Source organism: Ruminococcus sp. AF17-22AC (genome assembly GCF_003460065.1).
In the GTDB taxonomy this organism is placed as follows: domain Bacteria; phylum Bacillota; class Clostridia; order Lachnospirales; family Lachnospiraceae; genus Blautia_A.
The window spans coordinates 123,635-144,069 of record NZ_QRXT01000004.1; the positions used below are offsets into that span (position 1 = coordinate 123,635).

Annotated in this window: 24 protein-coding genes; 8 read left to right on the forward strand and 16 right to left on the reverse strand. The window is 45.1% G+C overall.

Features of this window, described 5'->3' with window-relative positions:
* Positions 1-64: 64 nt before the first annotated feature.
* Positions 65-421, forward strand: a complete 357-nt coding sequence (locus tag DWW86_RS07815; RefSeq protein WP_009009558.1) for a helix-turn-helix domain-containing protein — start codon at positions 65-67, stop codon at positions 419-421.
* A gap of 32 nt (positions 422-453) precedes the next feature.
* Here DWW86_RS07815 and DWW86_RS07820 read toward each other — a convergent pair whose 3' ends face one another.
* Positions 454-1,149 (reverse strand): Ntn hydrolase family protein, encoded by a 696-nt coding sequence (locus DWW86_RS07820; RefSeq protein ID WP_015552517.1) that lies wholly within the window; start codon positions 1,147-1,149, stop codon positions 454-456.
* Positions 1,150-1,328: 179 nt separating this feature from the next.
* On the opposite strand from DWW86_RS07820, the gene DWW86_RS07825 reads away from it, so the two are divergent.
* A complete protein-coding gene (locus DWW86_RS07825) occupies positions 1,329-1,889 on the forward strand; it encodes a TetR/AcrR family transcriptional regulator (protein ID WP_015552518.1) in 561 nt (186 codons plus the stop codon).
* A gap of 75 nt (positions 1,890-1,964) precedes the next feature.
* On the opposite strand, the gene DWW86_RS07830 is transcribed toward DWW86_RS07825, so the two are convergent.
* The 15 genes from DWW86_RS07830 to DWW86_RS07905 form a co-directional block, all read right to left on the reverse strand.
* A complete protein-coding gene (locus tag DWW86_RS07830) occupies positions 1,965-2,873 on the reverse strand; it encodes a conjugal transfer protein (RefSeq protein WP_117942768.1) in 909 nt (302 codons plus the stop codon).
* Between the two features lie 16 nt (positions 2,874-2,889).
* Positions 2,890-3,894 (reverse strand): bifunctional lytic transglycosylase/C40 family peptidase, encoded by a 1,005-nt coding sequence (locus tag DWW86_RS07835; RefSeq protein ID WP_015552520.1) that lies wholly within the window; start codon positions 3,892-3,894, stop codon positions 2,890-2,892.
* Positions 3,891-6,272, reverse strand: a complete 2,382-nt coding sequence (locus tag DWW86_RS07840) for a CD3337/EF1877 family mobilome membrane protein (protein ID WP_109258196.1) — start codon at positions 6,270-6,272, stop codon at positions 3,891-3,893. Before DWW86_RS07840 ends, DWW86_RS07835 begins: the two co-directional genes overlap by 4 nt.
* Entirely contained in the window at positions 6,272-8,722 is a 2,451-nt protein-coding gene (gene tcpF / locus DWW86_RS07845; protein ID WP_015552521.1) for a conjugal transfer ATPase TcpF, read from the reverse strand. Before tcpF ends, DWW86_RS07840 begins: the two co-directional genes overlap by 1 nt.
* Positions 8,706-9,098, reverse strand: a complete 393-nt coding sequence (locus tag DWW86_RS07850) for a conjugal transfer protein (protein ID WP_005427021.1) — start codon at positions 9,096-9,098, stop codon at positions 8,706-8,708. Before DWW86_RS07850 ends, tcpF begins: the two co-directional genes overlap by 17 nt.
* A 92-nt stretch (positions 9,099-9,190) precedes the next feature.
* Positions 9,191-9,679: an antirestriction protein ArdA gene (locus tag DWW86_RS07855; RefSeq protein ID WP_173813098.1), complete on the reverse strand. Its 489-nt coding sequence runs from the start codon at positions 9,677-9,679 to the stop codon at positions 9,191-9,193.
* Between the two features lie 25 nt (positions 9,680-9,704).
* Positions 9,705-10,199 (reverse strand): antirestriction protein ArdA, encoded by a 495-nt coding sequence (locus DWW86_RS07860; RefSeq protein WP_015552522.1) that lies wholly within the window; start codon positions 10,197-10,199, stop codon positions 9,705-9,707.
* 72 nt (positions 10,200-10,271) lie between these two features.
* On the reverse strand, positions 10,272-10,778 hold the full coding sequence (locus DWW86_RS07865) for a superinfection exclusion B family protein (RefSeq protein WP_011861920.1): 507 nt from the start codon (positions 10,776-10,778) through the stop codon (positions 10,272-10,274).
* Positions 10,779-10,965: 187 nt separating this feature from the next.
* Entirely contained in the window at positions 10,966-11,187 is a 222-nt protein-coding gene (locus DWW86_RS07870; protein WP_002570387.1) for a hypothetical protein, read from the reverse strand.
* Between the two features lie 51 nt (positions 11,188-11,238).
* Positions 11,239-12,420 carry a MobT family relaxase gene (gene mobT / locus DWW86_RS07875; protein WP_118587872.1) on the reverse strand — a complete coding sequence of 394 codons (1,182 nt, stop codon included), beginning with the start codon at positions 12,418-12,420 and terminating at the stop codon, positions 11,239-11,241.
* Positions 12,421-12,613: 193 nt separating this feature from the next.
* Positions 12,614-14,011 carry an FtsK/SpoIIIE domain-containing protein gene (locus DWW86_RS07885; protein ID WP_015552524.1) on the reverse strand — a complete coding sequence of 466 codons (1,398 nt, stop codon included), beginning with the start codon at positions 14,009-14,011 and terminating at the stop codon, positions 12,614-12,616.
* Positions 14,012-14,046: 35 nt separating this feature from the next.
* On the reverse strand, positions 14,047-14,424 hold the full coding sequence (locus DWW86_RS07890) for a YdcP family protein (protein ID WP_015552525.1): 378 nt from the start codon (positions 14,422-14,424) through the stop codon (positions 14,047-14,049).
* A gap of 21 nt (positions 14,425-14,445) precedes the next feature.
* A complete protein-coding gene (locus tag DWW86_RS07895; protein ID WP_015552526.1) occupies positions 14,446-14,760 on the reverse strand; it encodes a YdcP family protein in 315 nt (104 codons plus the stop codon).
* An 896-nt stretch (positions 14,761-15,656) separates the two neighbouring features.
* A complete protein-coding gene (locus tag DWW86_RS07900; protein ID WP_117942769.1) occupies positions 15,657-15,932 on the reverse strand; it encodes a hypothetical protein in 276 nt (91 codons plus the stop codon).
* Positions 15,929-16,453: a helix-turn-helix domain-containing protein gene (locus tag DWW86_RS07905; RefSeq protein WP_117942770.1), complete on the reverse strand. Its 525-nt coding sequence runs from the start codon at positions 16,451-16,453 to the stop codon at positions 15,929-15,931. The genes DWW86_RS07900 and DWW86_RS07905 overlap by 4 nt, the downstream gene beginning before the upstream one ends.
* A 334-nt stretch (positions 16,454-16,787) precedes the next feature.
* Here DWW86_RS07905 and DWW86_RS07910 point away from each other — a divergent pair, with 334 nt between their 5' ends.
* From DWW86_RS07910 to DWW86_RS07935, 6 genes are all read left to right on the forward strand, one after another.
* Positions 16,788-17,009 carry a helix-turn-helix domain-containing protein gene (locus DWW86_RS07910; RefSeq protein ID WP_117942771.1) on the forward strand — a complete coding sequence of 74 codons (222 nt, stop codon included), beginning with the start codon at positions 16,788-16,790 and terminating at the stop codon, positions 17,007-17,009.
* A gap of 17 nt (positions 17,010-17,026) precedes the next feature.
* On the forward strand, positions 17,027-18,118 hold the full coding sequence (locus tag DWW86_RS07915; RefSeq protein ID WP_117739262.1) for a site-specific integrase: 1,092 nt from the start codon (positions 17,027-17,029) through the stop codon (positions 18,116-18,118).
* Positions 18,108-18,443, forward strand: a complete 336-nt coding sequence (locus DWW86_RS07920) for a plasmid mobilization protein (RefSeq protein WP_015540715.1) — start codon at positions 18,108-18,110, stop codon at positions 18,441-18,443. The genes DWW86_RS07915 and DWW86_RS07920 overlap by 11 nt, the downstream gene beginning before the upstream one ends.
* A complete protein-coding gene (locus DWW86_RS07925; RefSeq protein ID WP_117845757.1) occupies positions 18,433-19,575 on the forward strand; it encodes a helicase RepA family protein in 1,143 nt (380 codons plus the stop codon). The genes DWW86_RS07920 and DWW86_RS07925 overlap by 11 nt, the downstream gene beginning before the upstream one ends.
* A 95-nt stretch (positions 19,576-19,670) precedes the next feature.
* The gene (locus DWW86_RS07930; RefSeq protein WP_015540717.1) at positions 19,671-19,904 is read left to right on the forward strand and encodes a hypothetical protein; all 234 of its coding nucleotides are present in this window, start codon (positions 19,671-19,673) and stop codon (positions 19,902-19,904) included.
* 83 nt (positions 19,905-19,987) lie between these two features.
* Positions 19,988-20,215, forward strand: coding sequence for a DUF5348 domain-containing protein (locus tag DWW86_RS07935; RefSeq protein ID WP_015540718.1), 228 nt, complete (start codon positions 19,988-19,990; stop codon positions 20,213-20,215).
* Positions 20,216-20,435 lie beyond the last annotated feature (220 nt).

Sequence of the window (20,435 nt, forward strand, 5' to 3'; positions counted from 1 at the left end):
ATACGTTTTTCTATACCTGTCACTATTATAACAGGAACAGTAAAATGTACAGAGGTGGTGTATTATGCGTAAAAAAGAAGATAAATATGATTTCAGGGCTTTGGGGCTTGCCATAAAAGAAGCCCGTAAAAAACAGGGTTTGACCCGTGAACAGGTGGGAGCAATGATTGAGATTGACCCACGTTATTTAACCAATATTGAGAACAAAGGGCAGCATCCCAGCTTACAGGTGCTTTACGACCTTGTATCTCTGCTGAATGTATCAGTGGATGAGTTTTTCTTGCCTGCCAGCAGTCAGGTGAAAAGTACCAAACGCAGGCAGTTAGAAAACAAAATAGACAATTTCACAGACGCTGACCTTGTTATTATGGAAAGCGTCGCAGATGGTATTGTCAAATCTAAGGAAGTGGGGGAAATGTAAATCCTCCACTTTTGTTTATAATTGCAGTGATATTAGAATTGATACTCTGCAATATTTTTGAAATCATTGTTCAACACATAATATACCTTATTTTTAGCAACGGAATATACAAAAGAAACTCTGGTTGCCCAAAGTCCTTCCTGACGTACTGACCTAAGTACATCAAAGGCGTTGGAAATAGAGAAGTTTTCTCCATATCCTTGCAGTAAATCCTTTGCCTTTTCATATCTGTTATCCCCAGATAAAACATATGGATTAGTCAATTCTGGTTTTAGAATGGAGTAATTTGTTATTAAGGAATATTTTTCTTTTTCCAAACGATACCCAATCCCCGGTTCAATAATGAGAACACGCCCAGTTCTATCCGAAAACATAGCCTGCATAGTAGTGTCAGGAGCATAAGTAATTTTCTTTTTTTTCACTATTTCCAATGAATCGTCAAAAGAGAGATTGCCTTTTATAAAGTTTTCTGTCAAATCAGCTATTGTATAGCATGATTCATTACCGCAAAATTGTGCATTGTCATTTCCATGTACATACAACAATGTGCCAACATTCCCATTTCTATTGATTCCATGAAAAGAGTGGTACTTATTATCGGACATTTTTATCCCTATAAAAAAACGGTCCTTTTCGGCAATTACAGTATGTTCCCATTCAGAAAGGTCAATATCAAAATTGAACCCAACAATGGTTTCTTTTCCATTATACACAAATCTTGTACACATATTTGTATTTCCTTTCGTAAACTAATTTGAATATCATAAAAACTAATTACATTAGTAATTTTAAATATTATAAGACTGTTTGTCAATACAAGAGTTCATTTTTTCTAACCAAATTATTGACTTCATTAATTTGATTACTTAAAATGAAGTAAATGATGTGTAGAAAGAGGAAAATGAATATGCGAGTTACAAAAGCCGAAGTTATAAAAACTGCTTCTGATATGGCTGATAGAAATGGACTTCATAATGTTTCTTTGAAAGCTATTGCTGAAAATTTAGGGATTCGTACCCCCTCCTTATATAATCATATAGGAAGTTTGGATGAACTTCTTAGGGAGATAGCACATAGTGGTATGCGTACTATGAATGAAAAAATGATTCGTGCAGTAATCGGTAAGACAGGGGATTCAGCATTAAAATTAGTGGCAGTTGAATATCTTAATTATATGATTGAACATCCCGGTGTTTATGAAATAATTCAATGGGCTAGTTGGAATGGAACAGAGGAAACAGCAATCATTTTTAATGATTATCTATCTTTACTTAAAACACTTATTTGCTCATGTGGCTTTAATCCAGATAAGACCACTGAAATTTTGAACATGGTAACAGGTATGCTTCATGGTTATACAACTTTACAATTAAGATATGCTTTTTCTAATCCTGATAAAGTAAGAAAAGAATTATCCGAAGCAATTGACACACTACTATTGGGAGCTAATCAAAAATATAAAGACTAATGATAAATTTTAAAAAGAAATACTTTATAAGAGAAACGTGCAAATCTCAAATGAGAAATGCACGTTTTTCTATAACTATTTCACAATCTTCCAGTTTTCCCCGTTCTTTTCCAGCACAAGGTCAAACTGCGATACCTGTGTTGTCATGGTCTGGTTATCCAGATATTTCACTGCAAGGGAAGCTGTCACCTGATTTCCGTTTCGATTGTAAACTGGATTCACCAGTTCCGAGAAAATGTATTCTTTCCCCCCAGGTTTCAGCACGCCCTCATTCACATAATAGGTCAGCTCCTTTGCGGTTGCCGTAGGGTACAGCTTGAAAAAGGTAGTGAGAAATTCGTTGATTTCCTCTGTGGTGATGGAATCCACCGTACCGTCACTTTGTACCGCTTTGGGAGTGTAACCGGATTTTACGGGAACACTGGTAATGGTTGGATTCTGGATAATCGTCAGGTTTCCAGAGCCGTCCACATAGACGGTCACCTGATAAGCGGAACGGACAGTTTTAACGGATTCTCCCTCTGTGATATGCTGTTCCACCGTATAGGTCACTTGATAATGCTGCTCCTTTTCTTCTGTGATTTCCCATATCTGAAAATCAGTCAGGGCAGACGATACGGGGATGTCCTTTCGGACAGTATCTACATTCAGGGCTTGCAGTTCTCCGGTGAGATACCCTTTTAAAGCATTTGTCCGGTTATCAATGGAAGCGGCAGACTGTTCCCATGAATAGTAGACTTCTGCGAAATTCTCCACAAAGTTTTCTATCTTGTGGGTGTCGAGGATGGTTTCTTCAATTACTTTGGTTTCATGGACAGTATGAATGTCTATCGCCGTGAAATTCTTATAGACGGCAAACAGGAAGCTCACTGCCAGCAGCACCCACAGGGCAATCACAGTTTTTTTGTGGGTATTGACTTTGTAAACTTTCAGTTTCTTTTCTTTCTGCTTTTTCTGGTTATCCTCTTTTCTAATCTGAATCATATCGGTTCATCCTTTCTTATTGTTTGATTCGTCCGGCTCCGGCAAAGTGCTGTTGCCAGTAGGAACCTGTCAGGTCTGCATAACCAATGGGATTTCCGGCATGGTACATCCGGTTATTTCCCACATACAGTCCCACATGGGTGATGTAGGTTCCGGCGTTGTAGGTGGAGTGGAAAAAGACCAAATCCCCTGCTTTTGCTTCGGACAGGGGGATGTGCTGCGTTACATTGTACTGTTCCTGTGCTGTCCGTGGCAGGGCGATTCCTGCCTTGCCATAGCACCACTGCACCAGTCCCGAACAGTCAAAGGAAGTGGAGGGAGAATCACCCCCGTACACATACGTCCATCCCTCATACTTTAAGGCTTCCTCCATGATAGCCTGCACCGTTTCATCATCAAACTGTGCCACGGTCAGGTATTGCGATACCAAGAGGACATAGAACATATTTCCGTAGGAATACCGCCAGCCTCCGTTTTTCTCTACCGCAACAGGGTTGGTGTAGGTGACTTTCTTTCCGCCGGATTTGTCCCTTGCGAAGCTCTCTGCCAGTTCAAAGGTGTATTTTTTTCCGTGTCCTGCCACATAGTCTAGGAAACCGCCGCCGTAATTATAGGATTGAATCACGCTGTTTAAGTCACAGCCCTTTGTTTCTGCCGCTGCGAGCAGTTCCGAGAAATATTTACAGCCCTGTTTGATGGATTCCTCTGTACTAAGGGAGTTCGGGGGAAGCCCCAGAGATTCCGAGGACTGCATAACGTCTTCCAGCGTGCCGCCGGATTCCACCTGAATGATGGCGAGCAGCACATTTAAGTATTCCTCTATGCCATATTCCTTTGCATACTTTTCCAGCATAGGTTTATGGGCGAGGACTTCCTGTGATACGCTCACGCCCCCATAGATAAGGTTTCCGCCGCTTCCGCCGTCTTCCTCATCCGAGAAGACAATCACCACCAAAAGGAGCAGGGAGAACATCATCACGAACACGCCGGAACAGGCAAAGAAAAGGTGTCTTAACTTCATGGTTTCTCCCCTTTCTTTTGTTTGGCAGCCGTTTTTACCGTTTTTGTCCACTCCTTTCTGGCTGTGGTACGCCGGATGGTAAAGTTCGATTCTTTTACCACAGGGGCAGCCCGTTTTACTTCCGGTATCACAGGAGCCGTATCGTTTTGGACAGGTCTTGCCGGACGGGGAGCAGCAAGGGTGATGGTTGGAGTTGTCTTTTGTCTTTCCTCTGGTTTGTCTGGGGAAATCGGAGGGAGTATCTGGCGTTCTGTCCTTACAGGCGGTGTTTGTTCATGGTGGATGGAAGCTGCTTTTACCACCGGAACCGAAGCCCGTTCCGCCACAGTTCCCCCATAAGAAACCTGTCCCCGTTCCCTGATGGATGGGGAAGCTGGCTGTATGGCTGGTTTTCCTGCATGAGTGGTATCTGCATGATGTCGAAAATCCTCTGGCTGTTTTGCAGTAACAGGGCGTTCATGGACAGGAGCTGCCCCTTTGGGTGCTTCGGAAGCTCTTTGTTGCGGTTGTTTTGCCTGTTCCAGTTCCGCCCTGCGTTCTGCAATGGTCTGTCTGCGGCTTTCTGCCTGTGCGTTTCGCTGTTCGGCTCTGGCAGTTCGGGTCTGGGTCACGTTGGAAGTAAAATCCCGTACTCCCTCTGATACCTGTGTTTTCCCGTGGTAAAGGGCGTACTTTGCATTGACGGGCAAATCCTTTGCCTGTTCCCGAAGCTGTCCGGCAGTATCGGCTATCTTATCTTTGGTATCTGCCGCCGCACCTACCGCAGAACCAGCCCGTTTCCATACGGATTCCTTTTCCAGTGCTGCCTGTCCGTCTGGTCTGCTGTGGTCTGTCTGTGTCCGTTTGGAAGAGCCGGAGTGGGAAGCATTTCTCTGGTCTGAGCCAGCCTGTTTTCCTGCGTGGTATGCAGCCGTTCTAGCCCCAAGAGCCGCCACGGAACGTCCTAACTTATGCTGTAAACGGTGCATATGGGCGTACATGAGCATACGGGGTCTTCGCATGATACGGCTTCCCATACTTTGAGAATCGCCGCTCTGTAAGGAGAACATCCCCATTAAATCTCCCAGCTTGAAATAGATTCCGGCAAAAGTCACTATCTGCAAGAACGCCGTCAGGAAGAACGGATATTCCCCAGACAGGTTGTAGAGCATGGTGGAAATGCTGAACGCTACCGTGATAATCAGAGTGATTCCGGCTCTGGTAAGGATGGTGTTGAACAGTTTCGTAATGGCACGCTTTGACATTCCCTCAAAAGAGGGAACCATGCTAAGGAGGAAGCTCACAGGCAGGAACATGGCATAGATGATAAAAAGCACCTGTGAAAAAATCATTATCCCCGTGAGCAGGAATACAAAAACGGAGATACCGATATTGAACATAAACAGGAAGAAGACGGTTCCCAAGCGGTTGATGGTCTTTGTGATGGTAAGGTTGGTATTTTCCCTGTCTTCGATTTCCACCACCACGATTTCTTCCCTGTCCTGCCCGTTGTTTTCGTTTGGGCTGGTTGAGAGCAGGCGTTCCACACGGTCAGCCCCAATACTTTCCATATCCGAGTTGCCGTATTGCAGCAGGAGCCACGGCTGCTTGACCTGAATGGAAAACAGGCTGTCCCGTATCAAATCCACGCTGTCTTTTCCTTGACTTTCCGAGTTCGGCAGCACAATCTTTGTACCAAGGGTCAGGCTGGCATTGCTGATGTCTGCGGAAAATTCATTGATTTTCCCGATATAATCAGGGGCATAGGCGATAAAGGCAGCGGACAGCACGAACACCACCACGAAATTGACAACGGCATGGATGGCTTTTGTGGTTTCCCGTTTGATAAGCCCTGTGTAGGCAACGTAAAGCCCCACCACCAGAATGAGAATCAGCAGGAACCCGATATAAAATCCCTCCGAGGACAAGCCGCCTGTGGTAACGCCTGCAAGGGTCTGCATATTTTTCCCAATGGAATCCGCCGTAGAGGAAATGAAGTCCAGCGAGTAGGCTTCCTGAATCAGATACCCCGTGGCGTTGGAAAGGTACAGGCTGATTGTCCAGATAAAATTTGTGATGGCATACAGCCCGTACATCACCTGTTTTCCGATACCGTCCAGCCAGTTCCACGGGAGCCAGTCCCATCCGCTGTCCACATAAAAATCAAGCTGGTAGTTGTCCAGAGGATATTTGCTGTATTCGTTGGCAGCGTCCACCGTATCATCCACCAGTCCGGCAGCATGGGCGGCTGTGCCGAAGACTGCAAGCAGCAGGAGGATGAGCAGGAGTGCCAGAAGTACCCTGCCAATCACTTTTCCTGCTATTTTCCAAGATAACCCCTTTTTGGCTGAATAGGGAACAGGGAGTTGCTGCCCGTTGGAAGTTCTATGTATCACCATCATTCCACCTCTTTTCTTACGGGCGGTCTGGTATCAAAGGCATGGAACAGGTCTTCAAAGATAGGATGGAACTGTATGACTCCCACACGCCCGTATAAATCACTGATAAGGCACTGTCCGTTTTCCAAGTCACGGAGCCGCTTCTGGTTGTTTTCATCTTCGGAATCCACCCCGAAAAAGGCAAGGGTCTTCTTGATTTCGTTGATGTCTGTGGAACGGAACGCAAATTTCAAGCCCAGATTGTTTTTCAGCTTTTCATCCAGCAAATCGTCCGTGTTCTGGGTGACAAAGTAAACGCCTGCGTTCATGGCACGTCCGGCACGAACCAGCTTCATGGAGAGTGTCTTGCCCTGTGCCACCTGTAAGAAGCTCCATGCTTCATCCAAATCCACAATCTTAAACACGCTGCGGTCGGTATGGATGAAGTCGAGGGCAAAGGTGCTGATTACAATGAGCATTGCCACGGAAAGTAGCTCCATTGTGGTGTATTCTTCAAACGAGGTTTCCTTATCCGGCAGCACCAAATCCGCCACTTGAATGATGTTGAGTTGCTTTTCAAGGCTGATGGACTGTGTGACATCCCCATCCGAAAAGAGCAGGTGTGCAAAGTCATAGTCCGTAAAGGATTCGATATGGTCGGCTATGCTGGTGCTGATGGTGGTTCCCTCCGCCCGAAGTTCTTCAATCACCTTGAAAAGCCCCCGTTCCTCACTGTTTGTTACCGCACGGATGGCTTTCCGAAGAACAGGGAACTTCTCTCCGTCACGGCTGGAAATGCCTGTTAAAAAAGTCAGGATGTCGATTGCCAGTGATTCGGAATCCTTTGGGTTCTCCATAATCACATACGGGTCAAGTAAGCCCCTGTTCTGTTCCTCCGAAGTCAGGTTTACGATATTGATTTCATGGGCGATTTCCGGCAGGGTTTCTTTCCACCGTCCCCGTTCTGCTTTCGGGTCAACAATGAGAGCCTGTGCCCCAAATAATACGGAATAATAGACAATCATGTTGTTGCTGAATGATTTTCCACCGCCGAGGGAGCCGACAAAAGCGGCAGCAAGGGCGTTAGTGACGGAGCCTTTTACTCCTTGACTGGCAAGGGCAGGCTTTAAGTACACGTTTCTTCCCGTATCAAGGCTGTACCCGATATAAATGCCCTCCGGTTCCCCCAACATCTGGGTTGCCCCGAAGCCAAGACCAGCGAGGAAGTCGCTGGTGACATACTGGATGTAATCGTTCAGATACCGCTTGCTGGCAGGGAGAAATTCCCCATGCAGCCCCAGCATATCTCCAAAGGGGCGAACCAGCTTCACGTTCAAATCGTCATAAAAATCTTTCACCTCATTGCAGCGGCGTTTCAGTTCTTCCAAGTCGGGAGCCGTCACACGCACCACATAGGACAGCTTATACATAGATTCCTTGCTCTGGTCTAAGGTGGATTCCAGCTCATTTACGCTGTCTAAAGCGTCCACCACGTTTGTACTGGTTTCACTGTCATTCTGCCATGCGTGGTTGTCCAAATCTTTCAGCTCTTTTTTCTTGTTCCGCACCGTGGAGAGGGCTTTCCGGTTTGTCACAATCTCCACATTCATAGAGGTATCAATGGGAAAAGTAAATTGCTGCTGCTGATAGTAAAAGATTTCCGAGGATGGGAAGTCCAGTTCCCCTACAATGCTGTTGATAGTAAAGTAGGCGGCATAAACTGTCCCGTCTTCCTGTTCGATTTTCAGATACCGCTGGTTTTCCTCTATCAGACAACGGGTGGGTTTGATGAGGTCATAGTATTTCACCAGCGTTTCCTCCTGAAACCGTTTCTTCGGAAGATAATACTCATAATCTTCGTAGGCGGTTCCGGTCTGCCCGTATAAATGCTCAATCAGATAGCCAAAATCGTCCTTGTTAAGCCGCCGGACTTTGAAGCGGCGTGAGATTTTACTTTCCAGCAGCTTTTCCATCTTCTGAAACCGCCAGATTTCTTCATTGCTCATGGAAACAAAATCTCCCATGAGTTTGTGGTTGACTTCATGGAGAAAATCGGAAACGGCGGTCTTTGCTTCCCTGCGAAACTGCTTCATGGTGACTTCCTGCTCATTGACAAGCAGCTTGAAGCCGATAAAAAAGCGGTAGTCCACCTGATTTTCCCCTATCATGGAAATCAGGGCTTCGGTCTGTGCGTCAATCTTTGCACAGGCAATATCTTTTAACTTGCCTGTTACTTCCTGTTTGGAGCGTTCCTGTGCTGCCCGTATGCTGGATTCGGTGCTGATTTGCAGGGCGTGAATCTTCCCGTCCCTGTTCTGGGCGATAAGCTGCCGGAACGAATCGTGTACCTGATATTTCTGTTCAGGGCTTAAAAAGGAATAGTTGTAGGGAAGCAGCTCATAGTAAGCGAAGCACTCCCCGTCATGGTTGAACACAAGGTTATTTTCGATATATTTAATCGGATATGCCATAAATATCACTCCTTACTGCCGTGATGGGCTGTGCTGGATATTCCTTTTCCAGCTTCACGGGCTTTCCTGCATAGGTCAGTTTCGGGCGTACCAGATATGCCAGTACGGATTTCAGGAAGCCGTAAGGCTTCTTCCCGTCAAAGGTCTTCTGGCACATGAACCAAGTGAGGGCAAAAGGTACGCCGAAATATTTTAAAAATGCCCCGTCAATGAATGAAAGGGGAGGGAGGTTCCCCAAGAGCATAACTGCAAACACCGATACCACGAACCACGCCATCTGTGTGAACGTGATGGGGAATGGCAGCTTAAAATCATTGATGGAATAGAGTACCTTTTCCACCGACCAGATACTGGTATAGCTTCGTATTTTCTTCATGTTGTCCGTCCTTTCTAAAAGATGGGGACAGCAAAAGAGCCGCCCCTGAATAAAAAATCCGCCTGTATTTCCTGAAAGAGATACAGACGGGTCTACCGTAAGATTTCATATACGCCGTGGTTCGTGACAACAAAGGTTCCCTCCAATTCCATGTCACGCCCATAGGCTGCATAGTCGATATAGTTTTGTAAGTGTGCCGGAAGTTCTCCAAGCTGTCCGCTTTCTTCCAGATAGTAGCGAGCCACATCCGCCATATCGTCACAGCCGGAATGGCAGATAATATCGTCTTCATGCTCACAGAGTTCTTCGATACTGCCAAAGTAGGATTGCAGCTCTGATAGTTCCTCCTGAATGTACTCCGGTAAGTCCTCCACCATTTCACACAGGCGGTTGACTTCCTCAATGGGGGTATATTCGTCAATCTCAAAGGGTAGTTCATAGTCATGGATGGCGTATTCCTCATATTCATCATTCAAACTGATACGTTCCTTGACTTCCTCAAAATCCACAGGCGGCGTGAACCATGCCCCTACCAGTTCGCCCTCATTGTATTTTCCTAAGTTGGCAATGTAAATCCGCATTTCTTCCAAGTTCCTCCACCTCCTTTTAGCGGTAATAAAAGATACCATTGTCCGTAAACAGATAGTTTTCGCTGGTTTCCAGCTCCCGACCAATGGAAGCGTAGTCGATATGGTTCAACAGGTCTGGATGTACTTCTCCAAATATCTGTACCTCCTGCACCAGATAACGGGCGAGGGATTCCCCGTCCTGAACCGGATAGCAGCGTATCTGGTCTTTGTGGTCGATAAATTCCGTAAAGCTGGAAAACCACCGCTTTTGTACCACATCCATTTCATAATAGAGGGGCGTTCCCTGCATTTCCTGTACCATCCGGCAAAGGGCGTTGATTTCCCAGAGCCTTGTGTTGCCCTCCAACGGAAACGGCAGCTCATAGTCTTCAATTTCGATTTCTTCCTCACTCTGAACGCCAAGACGTTCCTTGACTTCCTCAAAATCCACGGGACAGGAAAACCATGCCCCAGGGTACTCCTCAAAATCCTCATGGTAAAACCGTGTGGTGTTCAGGATGTAGATTCTCATTTTCTCAATTAGTATCACGTCCTTTCTTAGAACAAAAATGGCAACTAACTTTGTTTGTCAGTTGCCATTTTTCTAATAAAATATTCGCTTTAATTCTTCATCACTATTGATTTTTTTAATTACCCAAGGTTGTAAAAAATAATTGATTTGTGGGTCTAACATACTTACTAAATGAGTTTGTCCGGCAGGGGTTAATATTTGTAAATGTTGAAGTTCTATTACTAATCCATTGTTCATGGGTAATGGCAGGGTGTGAGTTGGTTCACGTAAAAACTCCCGAATGATTGTCACCTGTTCTGGTGTCATATTTTTCAAATATTTAATCTGAGCAGTTCCTAATCTCTTTGAAGCATACTTGTCATAAAAGAAATGAAAAATTTTAGATAGTAATAAAACTATTAGTAAGGCTGTGGAAATCACAAAAACAATGCCTATTGTAAAACCATATTTTTCTCGAAAATTTATAATATAAAACTTTTGGGCTAACTTTTGAGGCAATAATAATAATGTACCACTGGCAATAGATAAAGCTCCTAAAATGTTCGGTGGTAATTTCAAAAAATCAATAAAATCCTTCATACATTTCCTCCGCTTTCAATTACTATATAAAGAAATTATACCACCATTCTTAGTTTATCTCAATTATCATACACTATCATATTACATCTTCTTTCTTTTGGGGAGTTACGCTCCCCAAGCCCCTAGTGGACTTCCGCCATGAAGCAATCAGAGCTTGCTCCATAACGGAAGTGTAAAATGGGTTTTTCTATGCACCGATAATCTTATTGAACAGTTCCAGTAAGATGTCCTTTACACCGTCCGCATTGAAGACCAGCCCAACCGCTACAAGGGAAACTACCAGAAAACCGATAAGTTTGGAAAATTCCCTCTTAAATCCGAGGTACAGTCCAATTACCACGATTGCCAGCAGCACAAGGGACTGGGCGTTGGATAAAAACCAGTTGTAAAGATTCTGTCCGAAATTCATAAAAGCTCCTTTCTTTCCTGTAAGAGTTCTTAGGTTCCAAAATTGCCGCCGTTAAAGCACCACCTCTTTTGCAGCGGCGGCTTGCTGCTTCAGGATTTTTTCGTGCTTCTCCGTCAGCTTTGCATGGGTGATGATGTCATGGACAATCTGGGTGTGGTTCATCTTATCCAGACGGAGAGCCAGCTTTAATGTGGGTGCTACCTGATGGGAGAGCCAGTGCAGGGTGCGTTCAAAGGAATAGGGTTCCGGTTTGGTTGTCAGTTTCAGGCTTCCCCTGTGTTCCCCAATGAACCACGCCCATTCCTCACTGATACGCCAGTCAGAACGGGGTTTCGTATCGTCCTTGTCCACGAACCGGACATAGCGGTTGATGATTTGAAAGGCTGTCCGTTCTGGATTGTCATGTTCTAACAGGTCACGGATGGCGTAAAAGGCACGCTCATTTTTCAGCCGGATTTCAAAGCGGTTCTTTACCTCTGCGTCCGCAATGGGAATATCATGCTTTTTGTACTGCTCATAGTCCTTTTCGTAAATGCAGAAGTACACCTCACTTTGGAGGGAGCCGATATACAGGGTGTTCCCCATACATTCTTTTTCCTCACGCCGTACCAGTTCGCCGCTGCGGTAGCTTTTGAAGCTGCGGAAGACCGAGATACATTCCTCATTCCGGCACTTCTCTGTCAGATGGGGAATGTTCAGGATTCCCGTTTTGTCATTGATGGCGAGGTCAAGCCGCTTCATCACGCCGTCCTCCATGAGAACATCCATGAAAAACTCATACCAGCTCCGTTCCTGTGCCAGCAGATAGCTTTCAAACTGGCGGCAGCCACGCCCTTTCAGTTCCAGCAGCACCCCTTTTTCCAGTTCCGGTGATACCAGAACGAAAATATCCCCCAGATAGTAATGCTCTGTGTAAGAGTAGAAACCGTAGTCTTCATGGATAAAGTAGGGGAGCTTTAGCCGCAGCACGTCTTCCACGATATGCTTCACATCCGTAGTGGGAAAGCGAATCCGCACATAGTCAAAGAGCATTTCAAGGGGAGCGTCTGGGTTGAATCGTTCCAGAGCTTCCGTGATGGCTTCCTGTAATACTTCGGACGGGTGAGCCTTGCCTGTTTCAATGTCGCTCAGGTACGGACGGGTGATTCCGGCAGCTAGGGCAAGTTTCTGTTGTGAGATACCGTAACTTTCCCGTTTTTCTTTGATGTCCCGTACCCATGTTTCTTCATTCAGTGAAAATCCCTCCTGTCTAAAAAAGCGTATGTCAACTTTCAGAGCCTTGTTGACACACGCCGGATATGGGAAAATCCCTTGTGTACCATGGGATTCTGCCCTGTTGTTTGGTTGTTGCCTGTCGATTTGTACCCCTCTGTTAGATACGAGGGGTTTATGCTGGCGTGCCTTGCGGCACACCAGCCACAGCAGGTCAGTCCGCTTCTGCGGCTTTCGCTTCGCACGCCGCCTGCACTCCCTGCCTGCTGTCTGTCAGTTTTTTTATTTCTTTGAGGAAATCGTGTCCTTTTTGTACAAGGGGCGTGTAAAACTCCGAGATAACGCTAGTTCCCACATCCACATAGCCACGCCCCTTTATCTGCTTTAGGAAGAAGTCCTTTGTGGTTTCCCCGAACATCATCCCATAGCCCATTTCCGACATCCGCCCCAGAGCCACACGGAAATTGAACTGGTCACGGATTCCGTCCCCCAGATACTTTGCGTCCGGACGCTGGCAGGCGAGAATCAGGAAGAAGCCAGCCTGCCGCCCAAGCATAACGATTTGTTTTAACTTGTTGAGGACAGCGGCGTTTTCTTTTGTGCCGAGCATTTCCATAAATGCCACATATTCATCAAAGATAAGGAAATTTGCCGGAAGCCCCAAGTAAGCGTAGTTTTCCCCTGTCCGGTAATTCTCCATGAGCTTCATGTCTTCGCTGCGTTTCATCATTTCCTCATAGAAACGGTCAATGCAGGAAAGCATATCCTCCTTTTTGTAGTACACATCCGGCATAACCGCCTGTAAATCCGCAAGGTCGGCGTTTTTGGGGTCTAACACGAACAGGATGGCGTTGGTGCGGAGCAGGGCTTCAATAAGGGTTAGGATAAAGTAGGTCTTTCCACCGCCGGTTCCTCCGGCAATGAGCATATGGGGGAGCTTATCATACTCCCACCAGACATTTTCCATAAGCCGAAGCCTGCCGTCCTTTGCCTGTACATCCTCAATGGAAATACGGTTGGCAATGGTATCATAAAGCAGGGTGTATTCCACATAGGAATCTTTTAATTCCTTATCCGTCAGCTCACAGTACAAGCCGCTTTCCAGCTTTTTCTCCAAGTTTAAAAGCTGCTCCTGATATTTCCCCAAGGTGATTTCCACACGGATATGGAGCAAGCCCTGTTTCATCCGGTAGTAGATTTTTGGAAAGTAAGTGATGGCTTCTTTGGAACGGCTGGAAGACAAGTCCTTGAAAAAAGTGTCTTCCTTTCTCTGTTCCGATTCATACCACTTGTTTTCCAACACCATCCTTGCCAGCTTTTGGCGGTGGATGAGCTGTTTTACTTCGTCCCTGCGGTATCGCCAGAACAGAAGAACTGCTGCAAGACACACCAGCCCTGCCACGCCCATACTGAATAACAGGTAAGGGATATTTACATCCTGTATTATCTGGGAAAGGGACACTTCCTGCCAGTTGGTTCCGGCAATCTGCCGGATATGAAACAGCAGGACAACCAGCAGGAAGACAGGGAACAGGGCGGCAAGGGCAGTATGGAACACAAGGTCTTTATCCGTGGGGCGGATACGTTTTCCACGGGGGAAAAGCTGTTTCATGAGAACAATCCTCCTTTCGTTTTTTTATGTTCCTGTTATTTTACAGGGGGAGCGTCTTTCTTCGGTGGCTGCGGATTCATGGCAGCCCCTTTTTTCAGGACAATATCCTCTGCCTTGATGTACCAGTCCACCTCTGCCCCCTGAAAGGTAGCTGTTGCCACGGTATCTGCCACAGGATTGATAAGTTCTACCTCTGCGTTATAATCGAACTCTTTTAACGGCACGCTGGCAGGGACGGAAACCTGAATCATACGCCCCTGTCCTCTGGATTTTAAGTCATAGGTACGCTCCTTGATTTCTTCTGATACCGAGCCGTCTTCATTCTGGAGGTGAACCTCACGGCGGAGGGCAGAAAATTTCAATGCCCCGAATGTTGCTTCCTTGTCAATCACGATTCCGTTTGCTAATCTCATAGTCTGATGTCCTCCTTTTCCTTATGCTTTTACCATATCGTCAGCGTGTAAAATGTAGTTGGTAAAGCCCCTTGTGCCGATTTTATAGCCCTCTGCGGTAATACGGGGATTGACGAGCTTTACACGTTCCTCAAAGTCAAAATGTTTCTCTCCGGCTTCGGCAGGGAGGATAACCACAATATCATCCGCCCTCTGTACGTCTGAATAAAGGTTGAAGCTGCGAGAGAGTACCGCTATGCGTCCGTTGATTCTTCTCTGTTCTGTTTTGTCTTCTCCGGCAAACTCCAAGTTGCCGAATGTTTTTTCCATGTTGGGGATAACAAATTTTAATTCCATATAGATGTACCTGTCCTTTCTGAATGTTGTGTTTGATGGTAGGTTTCGGGTTCCGGTCTGGAAGCCGGAGGGGAACGCTCCGGCGGTGGTGATTTCTTCGTGGTATCACATCCTTTCTGGGGCTATTGAAGAAATTACAGGGTTGTGATATTATCTAGGTGTTAAAAATTAAATAGTCATGGTTAGGATTGTTAGCTTGTGTTTTCTCATGTAGCTCTGTCATGTACTCCCAACAACTTAAAAGTAGATTTCAGTGGAGATTTATAATATCAGGAGGTACGCTTATGACAATAATAACAACTGTAAAAAGCATTATGGTGGGCGACGGAATTTCTGGGAATTTTTGCTAAAATGTGCAGGGGCAATGGAAAAAATTACGGCTGGCATGACATGAAGAATCCGGGAGGGTCAAATCTCCAATTCCCATCGGGGCTGTTTTCAGCCCCATTTAATTTTGAAACAAAAAATAGACGCTCATTGTTGAACGTCTATTTTTGGATGATATTGAGGTTTGCTGGTCTATCTTATAAAATCTGAATGTACTTCGATTGCATTTTTATTGCATTTTTTATTTTTTTTCACATAGATTTTAGTGGTTGATAGTTCCTGAAAATGCCTTAAAATCAATGATTTTCACTTATATAGCATACTGTCTGTCTGGAGTTTGAATAAACAAAAATGCTTAGTAAATCCAGCGTTTATGCGGGTTTGCGGTACTTTTAAAAGTCTTTTGATAACAATTTGATAACGGTTGCATAAGAGCCAATATTCTTGTAATCCAGTGGTTTTCGGGTTAGAGAATGATTGACAGGTGGTTGTGCAACAAAGAAATCCATATTATTTAGAAAGCCCTTAGCTGTGGGTAAAAACTCATGGCTAAGGGCTTTTTGTCATGCTTATTTATTTTTTTGCTGACGCTTTATAAGAATATCCATCAACTCGATATCATTATGGGGTAATTCATCATCTTCAAATTCACCTAAATAAGTTACATCATGATATTTTTGACCATCATATTCGTAACCAGTGTAAGGATAACCCCTATCTGTTGTTCCGTGATATTCTTTGAACTCTTGTTTGGCTTCTTCGGCGGTGAAAGTGCTTGAATCGAAATAGATACCTTCTTTTTCTTTAGCCCAACCCATTTTTGTTGCCTTAAACAGATGCTTCATAGATGTTCCTCCTTTAAAGAATTTATTAGAGCGTCGCTAAGTGCCTGTGATGGGACTTTTGCCCATGTTTGCGTAGTATCAAATTCTGGGTAGTGGTAACGCCACTCATTGTATTTGTCTTTACTGATTTCCTCAGAAGATAGCTTGTCAGCCTGTTCTTTCCAGGCATACAGCATTTTCTGGAGTTCGTGAGCATCTTTGCCTTTGGAAGTATCGACTTTCAGACAGATTTCTCCGTCTGATTCACTGACAGTCAGACCGTACAAATCTTCAAGGGTAAATAAAGTGTGCATCAGTCCGATATAGCTGTCAATGTCAGGCACATCGAGGGCATGAGGGGAAACATCCAGAGCCTGTGCCAGTGCAGCAGTAAGTTCCGCCTTCGGTTTTCTTGTTCCTGTTTCGTATTGTGCTAAACGTACATCGGCACTTCGCTCAGGAAAGCCGACAATCGTACCAAGATATTTTTGTGTCATCCCACGCAGAATGCGGAAAAAATGGATTCTCTCTCCAATCGCCATAACGTGTCCACTCCTTGTATGTATTTTACAATGAGTATAGCAGATATGTTTAGGAGAAGTCAAGATAATACAAAACAAAAAAGTTTAATATTTTCCGAAAAGCCACTTGACACAAGCAAATATGCTTAGTATAATAAGTTCGAATTAAGCAAATAAGTTTAATAAAAACAAAATGACCGTCCGAACAGTATAAACCGCCAAGACCTTGCCAGACGGCAAGCGAGCGCCTGATCTATTACGGTATATCGGGACAGCACAGTGCCGAACAGGGAATACCTGCTGGAACTTCATTCGGATAGAACGGCAATCAAAAACGAAAGAAAGGACTGATTATATGAAAAACAGATTTATTTGTGCCGAAGAAGTGGCACAGGAACTAAGCGTATCAAAGCCGTATGCTTACAAGCTAATCCGTCAGTTGAATGAGGAACTGAAAGAAAAAGGCTTTATTACTATTTCAGGACGGGTAAACCGCCAGTATTTCTATGAAAGGCTCTACGGAACAGGAAATCCCCAAGGGGATACCACTATGTCCTACAAGGCAGGACAGGAATAAGGAAAGGAGGATGAATAATGCCGGTATTCAAGAACGAGAGCAATGGAACATGGTATGTGATGGCGAGATATGTCAACTGGAAAGGCGAGCGTAAGCAGAAATGCAAGCGTGGATTTTCTACCAAGAAAGAAGCACAGGAATGGGAGCGAATGTTTCAGTTGCAGAACTCCTCTGATATGGATATGAGTTTTGAAGCTTTTACCGAACTGTATATCCGGGATATGAAAAGCCGTCTGAAGGAGAATACATGGCTGACAAAGGAGCATATCATCCGCACAAAGATTTTACCTTATTTCGGCAAGTTGAAAATCAGCGAGATTTCTACAAAAGAGGTTATCGCATGGCAGAATGAGATGCTTGCCTATCGGGACGAAAAGAAAAAGCCATACTCACAGACCTATCTGAAAACGCTGCACAATCAGTTGTCCGCTATCTTCAATCATGCGGTGCGGTATTATGAGCTGCGTTCCAATCCAGCCGCTAAAGCGGGAAATATGGGAAGTGAGGAACACAAGGAAATGCTGTTCTGGACGAAAGAAGAATACAAGAAATTCTCATTTGAGATGATGGACAAGCCTGTTTCCTTTTACGCTTTTGAAATGCTCTACTGGTGCGGCATCCGTGAAGGAGAACTGCTGGCACTGACCGCCGCTGATTTCGATTTTGAGAAAGAAACGGTCAGAATCAATAAGTCCTATCAGCGATTACACGGCGAAGATGTGATTACCACACCGAAAACAAAGAAAAGTAACCGCATCATCAAAATGCCGAAGTTCCTATGTGAAGAAATGCAGGAATATTTGCAGATGCTTTACGGATTGAAGAAGAAAGACCGAATCTTTACAGTCACAAAAAGTTATCTTCATCACGAGATGGACAGAGGTGCGAAAGCCGCAGGCGTAAAACGAATCCGTATCCATGATTTACGGCACAGCCACATCAGCCTGTTGATTGATATGGGATTTTCAGCGGTGGCGATTGCAGACCGTGTAGGGCATGAAAGCATTGACATCACTTACCAGTACGCTCATCTGTTCCCGTCAAAGCAAACGGAAATGGCAGATAGATTAGACGATTTAGGGAAAGGAGAGATTGAAAATGTCAGCTAAGAACAGAGATAACAAAAACCGTTGGAGAAACATCACAGTAGGGTTTCGGGTATCGCCCGAAGAAAATGAACTCATTAACAAGGCAGTTGCCTTATCGGGACTGCCAAAGCAGGAATACTGTTACCGCCGCTGTCTGAATCAGGATGTAGTGGTACAGGGCAATCCCAGAATATTCAAGGCACTTAAAACGGAACTTGCCACTGTGCTCACAGAATTAAAGCGGATTGAAGCAGGAAACGGTGTGGATGAAGAACTGCTGAATGTCATTGAACTGATCGCTGTTATTATGGGCGGTCTGAAAGGAGAGGACGAGGATGGAAAATAAAAAAGAAAAGACTGCCCCGGATGTATCTGTTGGCGCAGATACGGAGCAGCCAATTCGTAAAAACACTACAAGTAGTATATCCGAGAATGGTGGAAATATCAAGAGTTTTGAGGAATTGCAGAGAGAAATGCAGTTGCGATCAGACCCGTCCTATCTCCAGACAATCTCCATGAATGAACTGTTTGACACACAGTATCGGAGTAAGCAGCCGTTGATTGACGGTCTGCTCTACCCCGGCACTTATATCTTTGCAGGTTCGCCCAAACTGGGGAAGAGCTTTCTGATGGCACAGCTTGCCTACCATGTCAGCACAGGTACACCGCTTTGGAATTATACCACCCGAAAAGGAACGGTGCTGTATCTGGCACTTGAGGACGATTACCGCCGCTTGCAGGAGCGTCTGTACCGGATGTTCGGGACAGAAAGTACCGATAATCTTTACTTCTCTGTTTCTGCCAGCCAGCTTGGAAATGGACTGGATGAACAGCTTGCAAGATTTGTGGCAGAGCATAAGGACACGAAGCTGATTATCATTGATACGCTTCAGAAAGTGCGTGAGGTTGGCGGCGATAATTACAGTTATGCAAATGATTATCAGATTATGGCAAGACTGAAAAGTTTTGCGGATGCTCACGGACTTTGCTTACTGCTCGTACACCACACGAGAAAGCAGAATGCGGATGATAAGTTTGACATGATTTCCGGGACAAGCGGACTGCTTGGGGCGGCAGACGGAGCGTTTCTTCTTCAGAAAGAAAAACGGACAGGCAATGCCGCAACACTGGAAGTATCGGGCAGAGATCAGCAAGACCAGAAGCTGTATCTTATCCGCAATACAGAAACATTGTTGTGGGATTTGCAAAAGGCAGAAACGGAATTATGGAAAGAACCGCCAGAGCCGTTACTGGATGAGATTGCGGAGCTTGTTATGAAAGACAATCCTTATTGGGAGGGTTCTCCAACGGCACTTGTTGCACTGATAAATGTGGACATTCAACCTCATGTTATTACAAGAAAGCTGAATGTTCTTGCAGGAAGGTTGTATGCAGAGCATGGGATTCTCTTTCGGAGTGAGCGTGTCCATGAGGGACGGAAACTAAGGCTCTGGAAAGACAATACAGAGAATGCGTGACAGTACGTGACGGTTGTGACGGTATTTTTGACAGCGGGGCGGTATCAAAATAACCGTCACGACTGTCACATACCGTCACGGAAAGGATGGATAAGATGGGAAATGTGCAAATATCACAGGAATTATTTATGCAGTTGCTCCGCTTTCACTTGGTTGAAGATGGGAGCTGTGAGAAAGAAATCAAGCAGGGATTGGAGAAAAAACTGGACAGAATGGTCATGCGTGACCTGTATGGAAAATTTAAAACTGCTCCGACAGAGGAAGAACGGGAACGGGCGAGAAAAGAGTATCTGGACAGACGTGGAGTGCCGGAGAGTTTCCGATGGTAATTCTTCCTTGGTGATAAGAACAGGAGCGTGGCACGCCCCTGTTAAGCATAGACAAGGAGAAATCTGGAAAGGAGAATCATGCAATGAGAGAAGGAAGATTAGGTTATAACTGTGAAAATGGAAGATATGGATTGCTGTCAATGGACTTATGGATTGATACGGGATTTCACTGCGGAGAGTGTATGGAAGTTCTGGTAGATGATCAGTGGGTAAAGACCAGGATGGAAATGAATCTGGCGAGGGAATGGTATCTGGTGGGAACGCCCTATTGCGGTGATCTGGAGTATGTACGGGCAAGGATACCGGAATAAATCAGACAGAAAAGTAAAGAATCGGTTTGGTGTCAGGGATAAAAAATAAGCCCGGATACGGGCAAATAAAAAGGGCGGATACGCCCAAAATAAAAAGTCCAAGCCGGAACATGACAGAGGAAGATAGCACCTTATAAAGCCCTCGGCGTTTGAGAGCGAAATACACCCATCGCACAAACTTCGTTTATGCTCTGTGTATTTCGCCCTTGCAGGGGGCAAC

Bases quoted from the DNA above. Each gene is read 5' to 3' on its own strand.
- DWW86_RS07815 (WP_009009558.1), top strand. From the start codon at position 65: ATGCGTAAAAAAGAAGATAAATATGATTTCAGGGCTTTGGGGCTTGCC.
- DWW86_RS07825 (WP_015552518.1), top strand. From the start codon at position 1,329: ATGCGAGTTACAAAAGCCGAAGTTATAAAAACTGCTTCTGATATGGCT.
- DWW86_RS07910 (WP_117942771.1), top strand. From the start codon at position 16,788: ATGAAAAACAGATTTATTTGTGCCGAAGAAGTGGCACAGGAACTAAGC.
- DWW86_RS07890 (WP_015552525.1), bottom strand. From the start codon at position 14,424: ATGAGATTAGCAAACGGAATCGTGATTGACAAGGAAGCAACATTCGGG.
- tcpF (WP_015552521.1), bottom strand. From the start codon at position 8,722: ATGGCATATCCGATTAAATATATCGAAAATAACCTTGTGTTCAACCAT.
- DWW86_RS07930 (WP_015540717.1), top strand. From the start codon at position 19,671: ATGGGAAATGTGCAAATATCACAGGAATTATTTATGCAGTTGCTCCGC.
- DWW86_RS07860 (WP_015552522.1), bottom strand. From the start codon at position 10,199: ATGAGAATCTACATCCTGAACACCACACGGTTTTACCATGAGGATTTT.
- DWW86_RS07820 (WP_015552517.1), bottom strand. From the start codon at position 1,149: ATGTGTACAAGATTTGTGTATAATGGAAAAGAAACCATTGTTGGGTTC.
- DWW86_RS07835 (WP_015552520.1), bottom strand. From the start codon at position 3,894: ATGAAGTTAAGACACCTTTTCTTTGCCTGTTCCGGCGTGTTCGTGATG.
- DWW86_RS07915 (WP_117739262.1), top strand. From the start codon at position 17,027: ATGCCGGTATTCAAGAACGAGAGCAATGGAACATGGTATGTGATGGCG.
- DWW86_RS07840 (WP_109258196.1), bottom strand. From the start codon at position 6,272: ATGGTGATACATAGAACTTCCAACGGGCAGCAACTCCCTGTTCCCTAT.
- DWW86_RS07865 (WP_011861920.1), bottom strand. From the start codon at position 10,778: ATGAAGGATTTTATTGATTTTTTGAAATTACCACCGAACATTTTAGGA.
- DWW86_RS07885 (WP_015552524.1), bottom strand. From the start codon at position 14,011: ATGAAACAGCTTTTCCCCCGTGGAAAACGTATCCGCCCCACGGATAAA.
- DWW86_RS07850 (WP_005427021.1), bottom strand. From the start codon at position 9,098: ATGAAGAAAATACGAAGCTATACCAGTATCTGGTCGGTGGAAAAGGTA.
- DWW86_RS07920 (WP_015540715.1), top strand. From the start codon at position 18,108: ATGTCAGCTAAGAACAGAGATAACAAAAACCGTTGGAGAAACATCACA.
- DWW86_RS07935 (WP_015540718.1), top strand. From the start codon at position 19,988: ATGAGAGAAGGAAGATTAGGTTATAACTGTGAAAATGGAAGATATGGA.
- DWW86_RS07895 (WP_015552526.1), bottom strand. From the start codon at position 14,760: ATGGAATTAAAATTTGTTATCCCCAACATGGAAAAAACATTCGGCAAC.
- DWW86_RS07870 (WP_002570387.1), bottom strand. From the start codon at position 11,187: ATGAATTTCGGACAGAATCTTTACAACTGGTTTTTATCCAACGCCCAG.
- DWW86_RS07925 (WP_117845757.1), top strand. From the start codon at position 18,433: ATGGAAAATAAAAAAGAAAAGACTGCCCCGGATGTATCTGTTGGCGCA.
- DWW86_RS07900 (WP_117942769.1), bottom strand. From the start codon at position 15,932: ATGAAGCATCTGTTTAAGGCAACAAAAATGGGTTGGGCTAAAGAAAAA.
- DWW86_RS07855 (WP_173813098.1), bottom strand. From the start codon at position 9,679: ATGCGGATTTACATTGCCAACTTAGGAAAATACAATGAGGGCGAACTG.
- DWW86_RS07905 (WP_117942770.1), bottom strand. From the start codon at position 16,453: ATGGCGATTGGAGAGAGAATCCATTTTTTCCGCATTCTGCGTGGGATG.
- DWW86_RS07830 (WP_117942768.1), bottom strand. From the start codon at position 2,873: ATGATTCAGATTAGAAAAGAGGATAACCAGAAAAAGCAGAAAGAAAAG.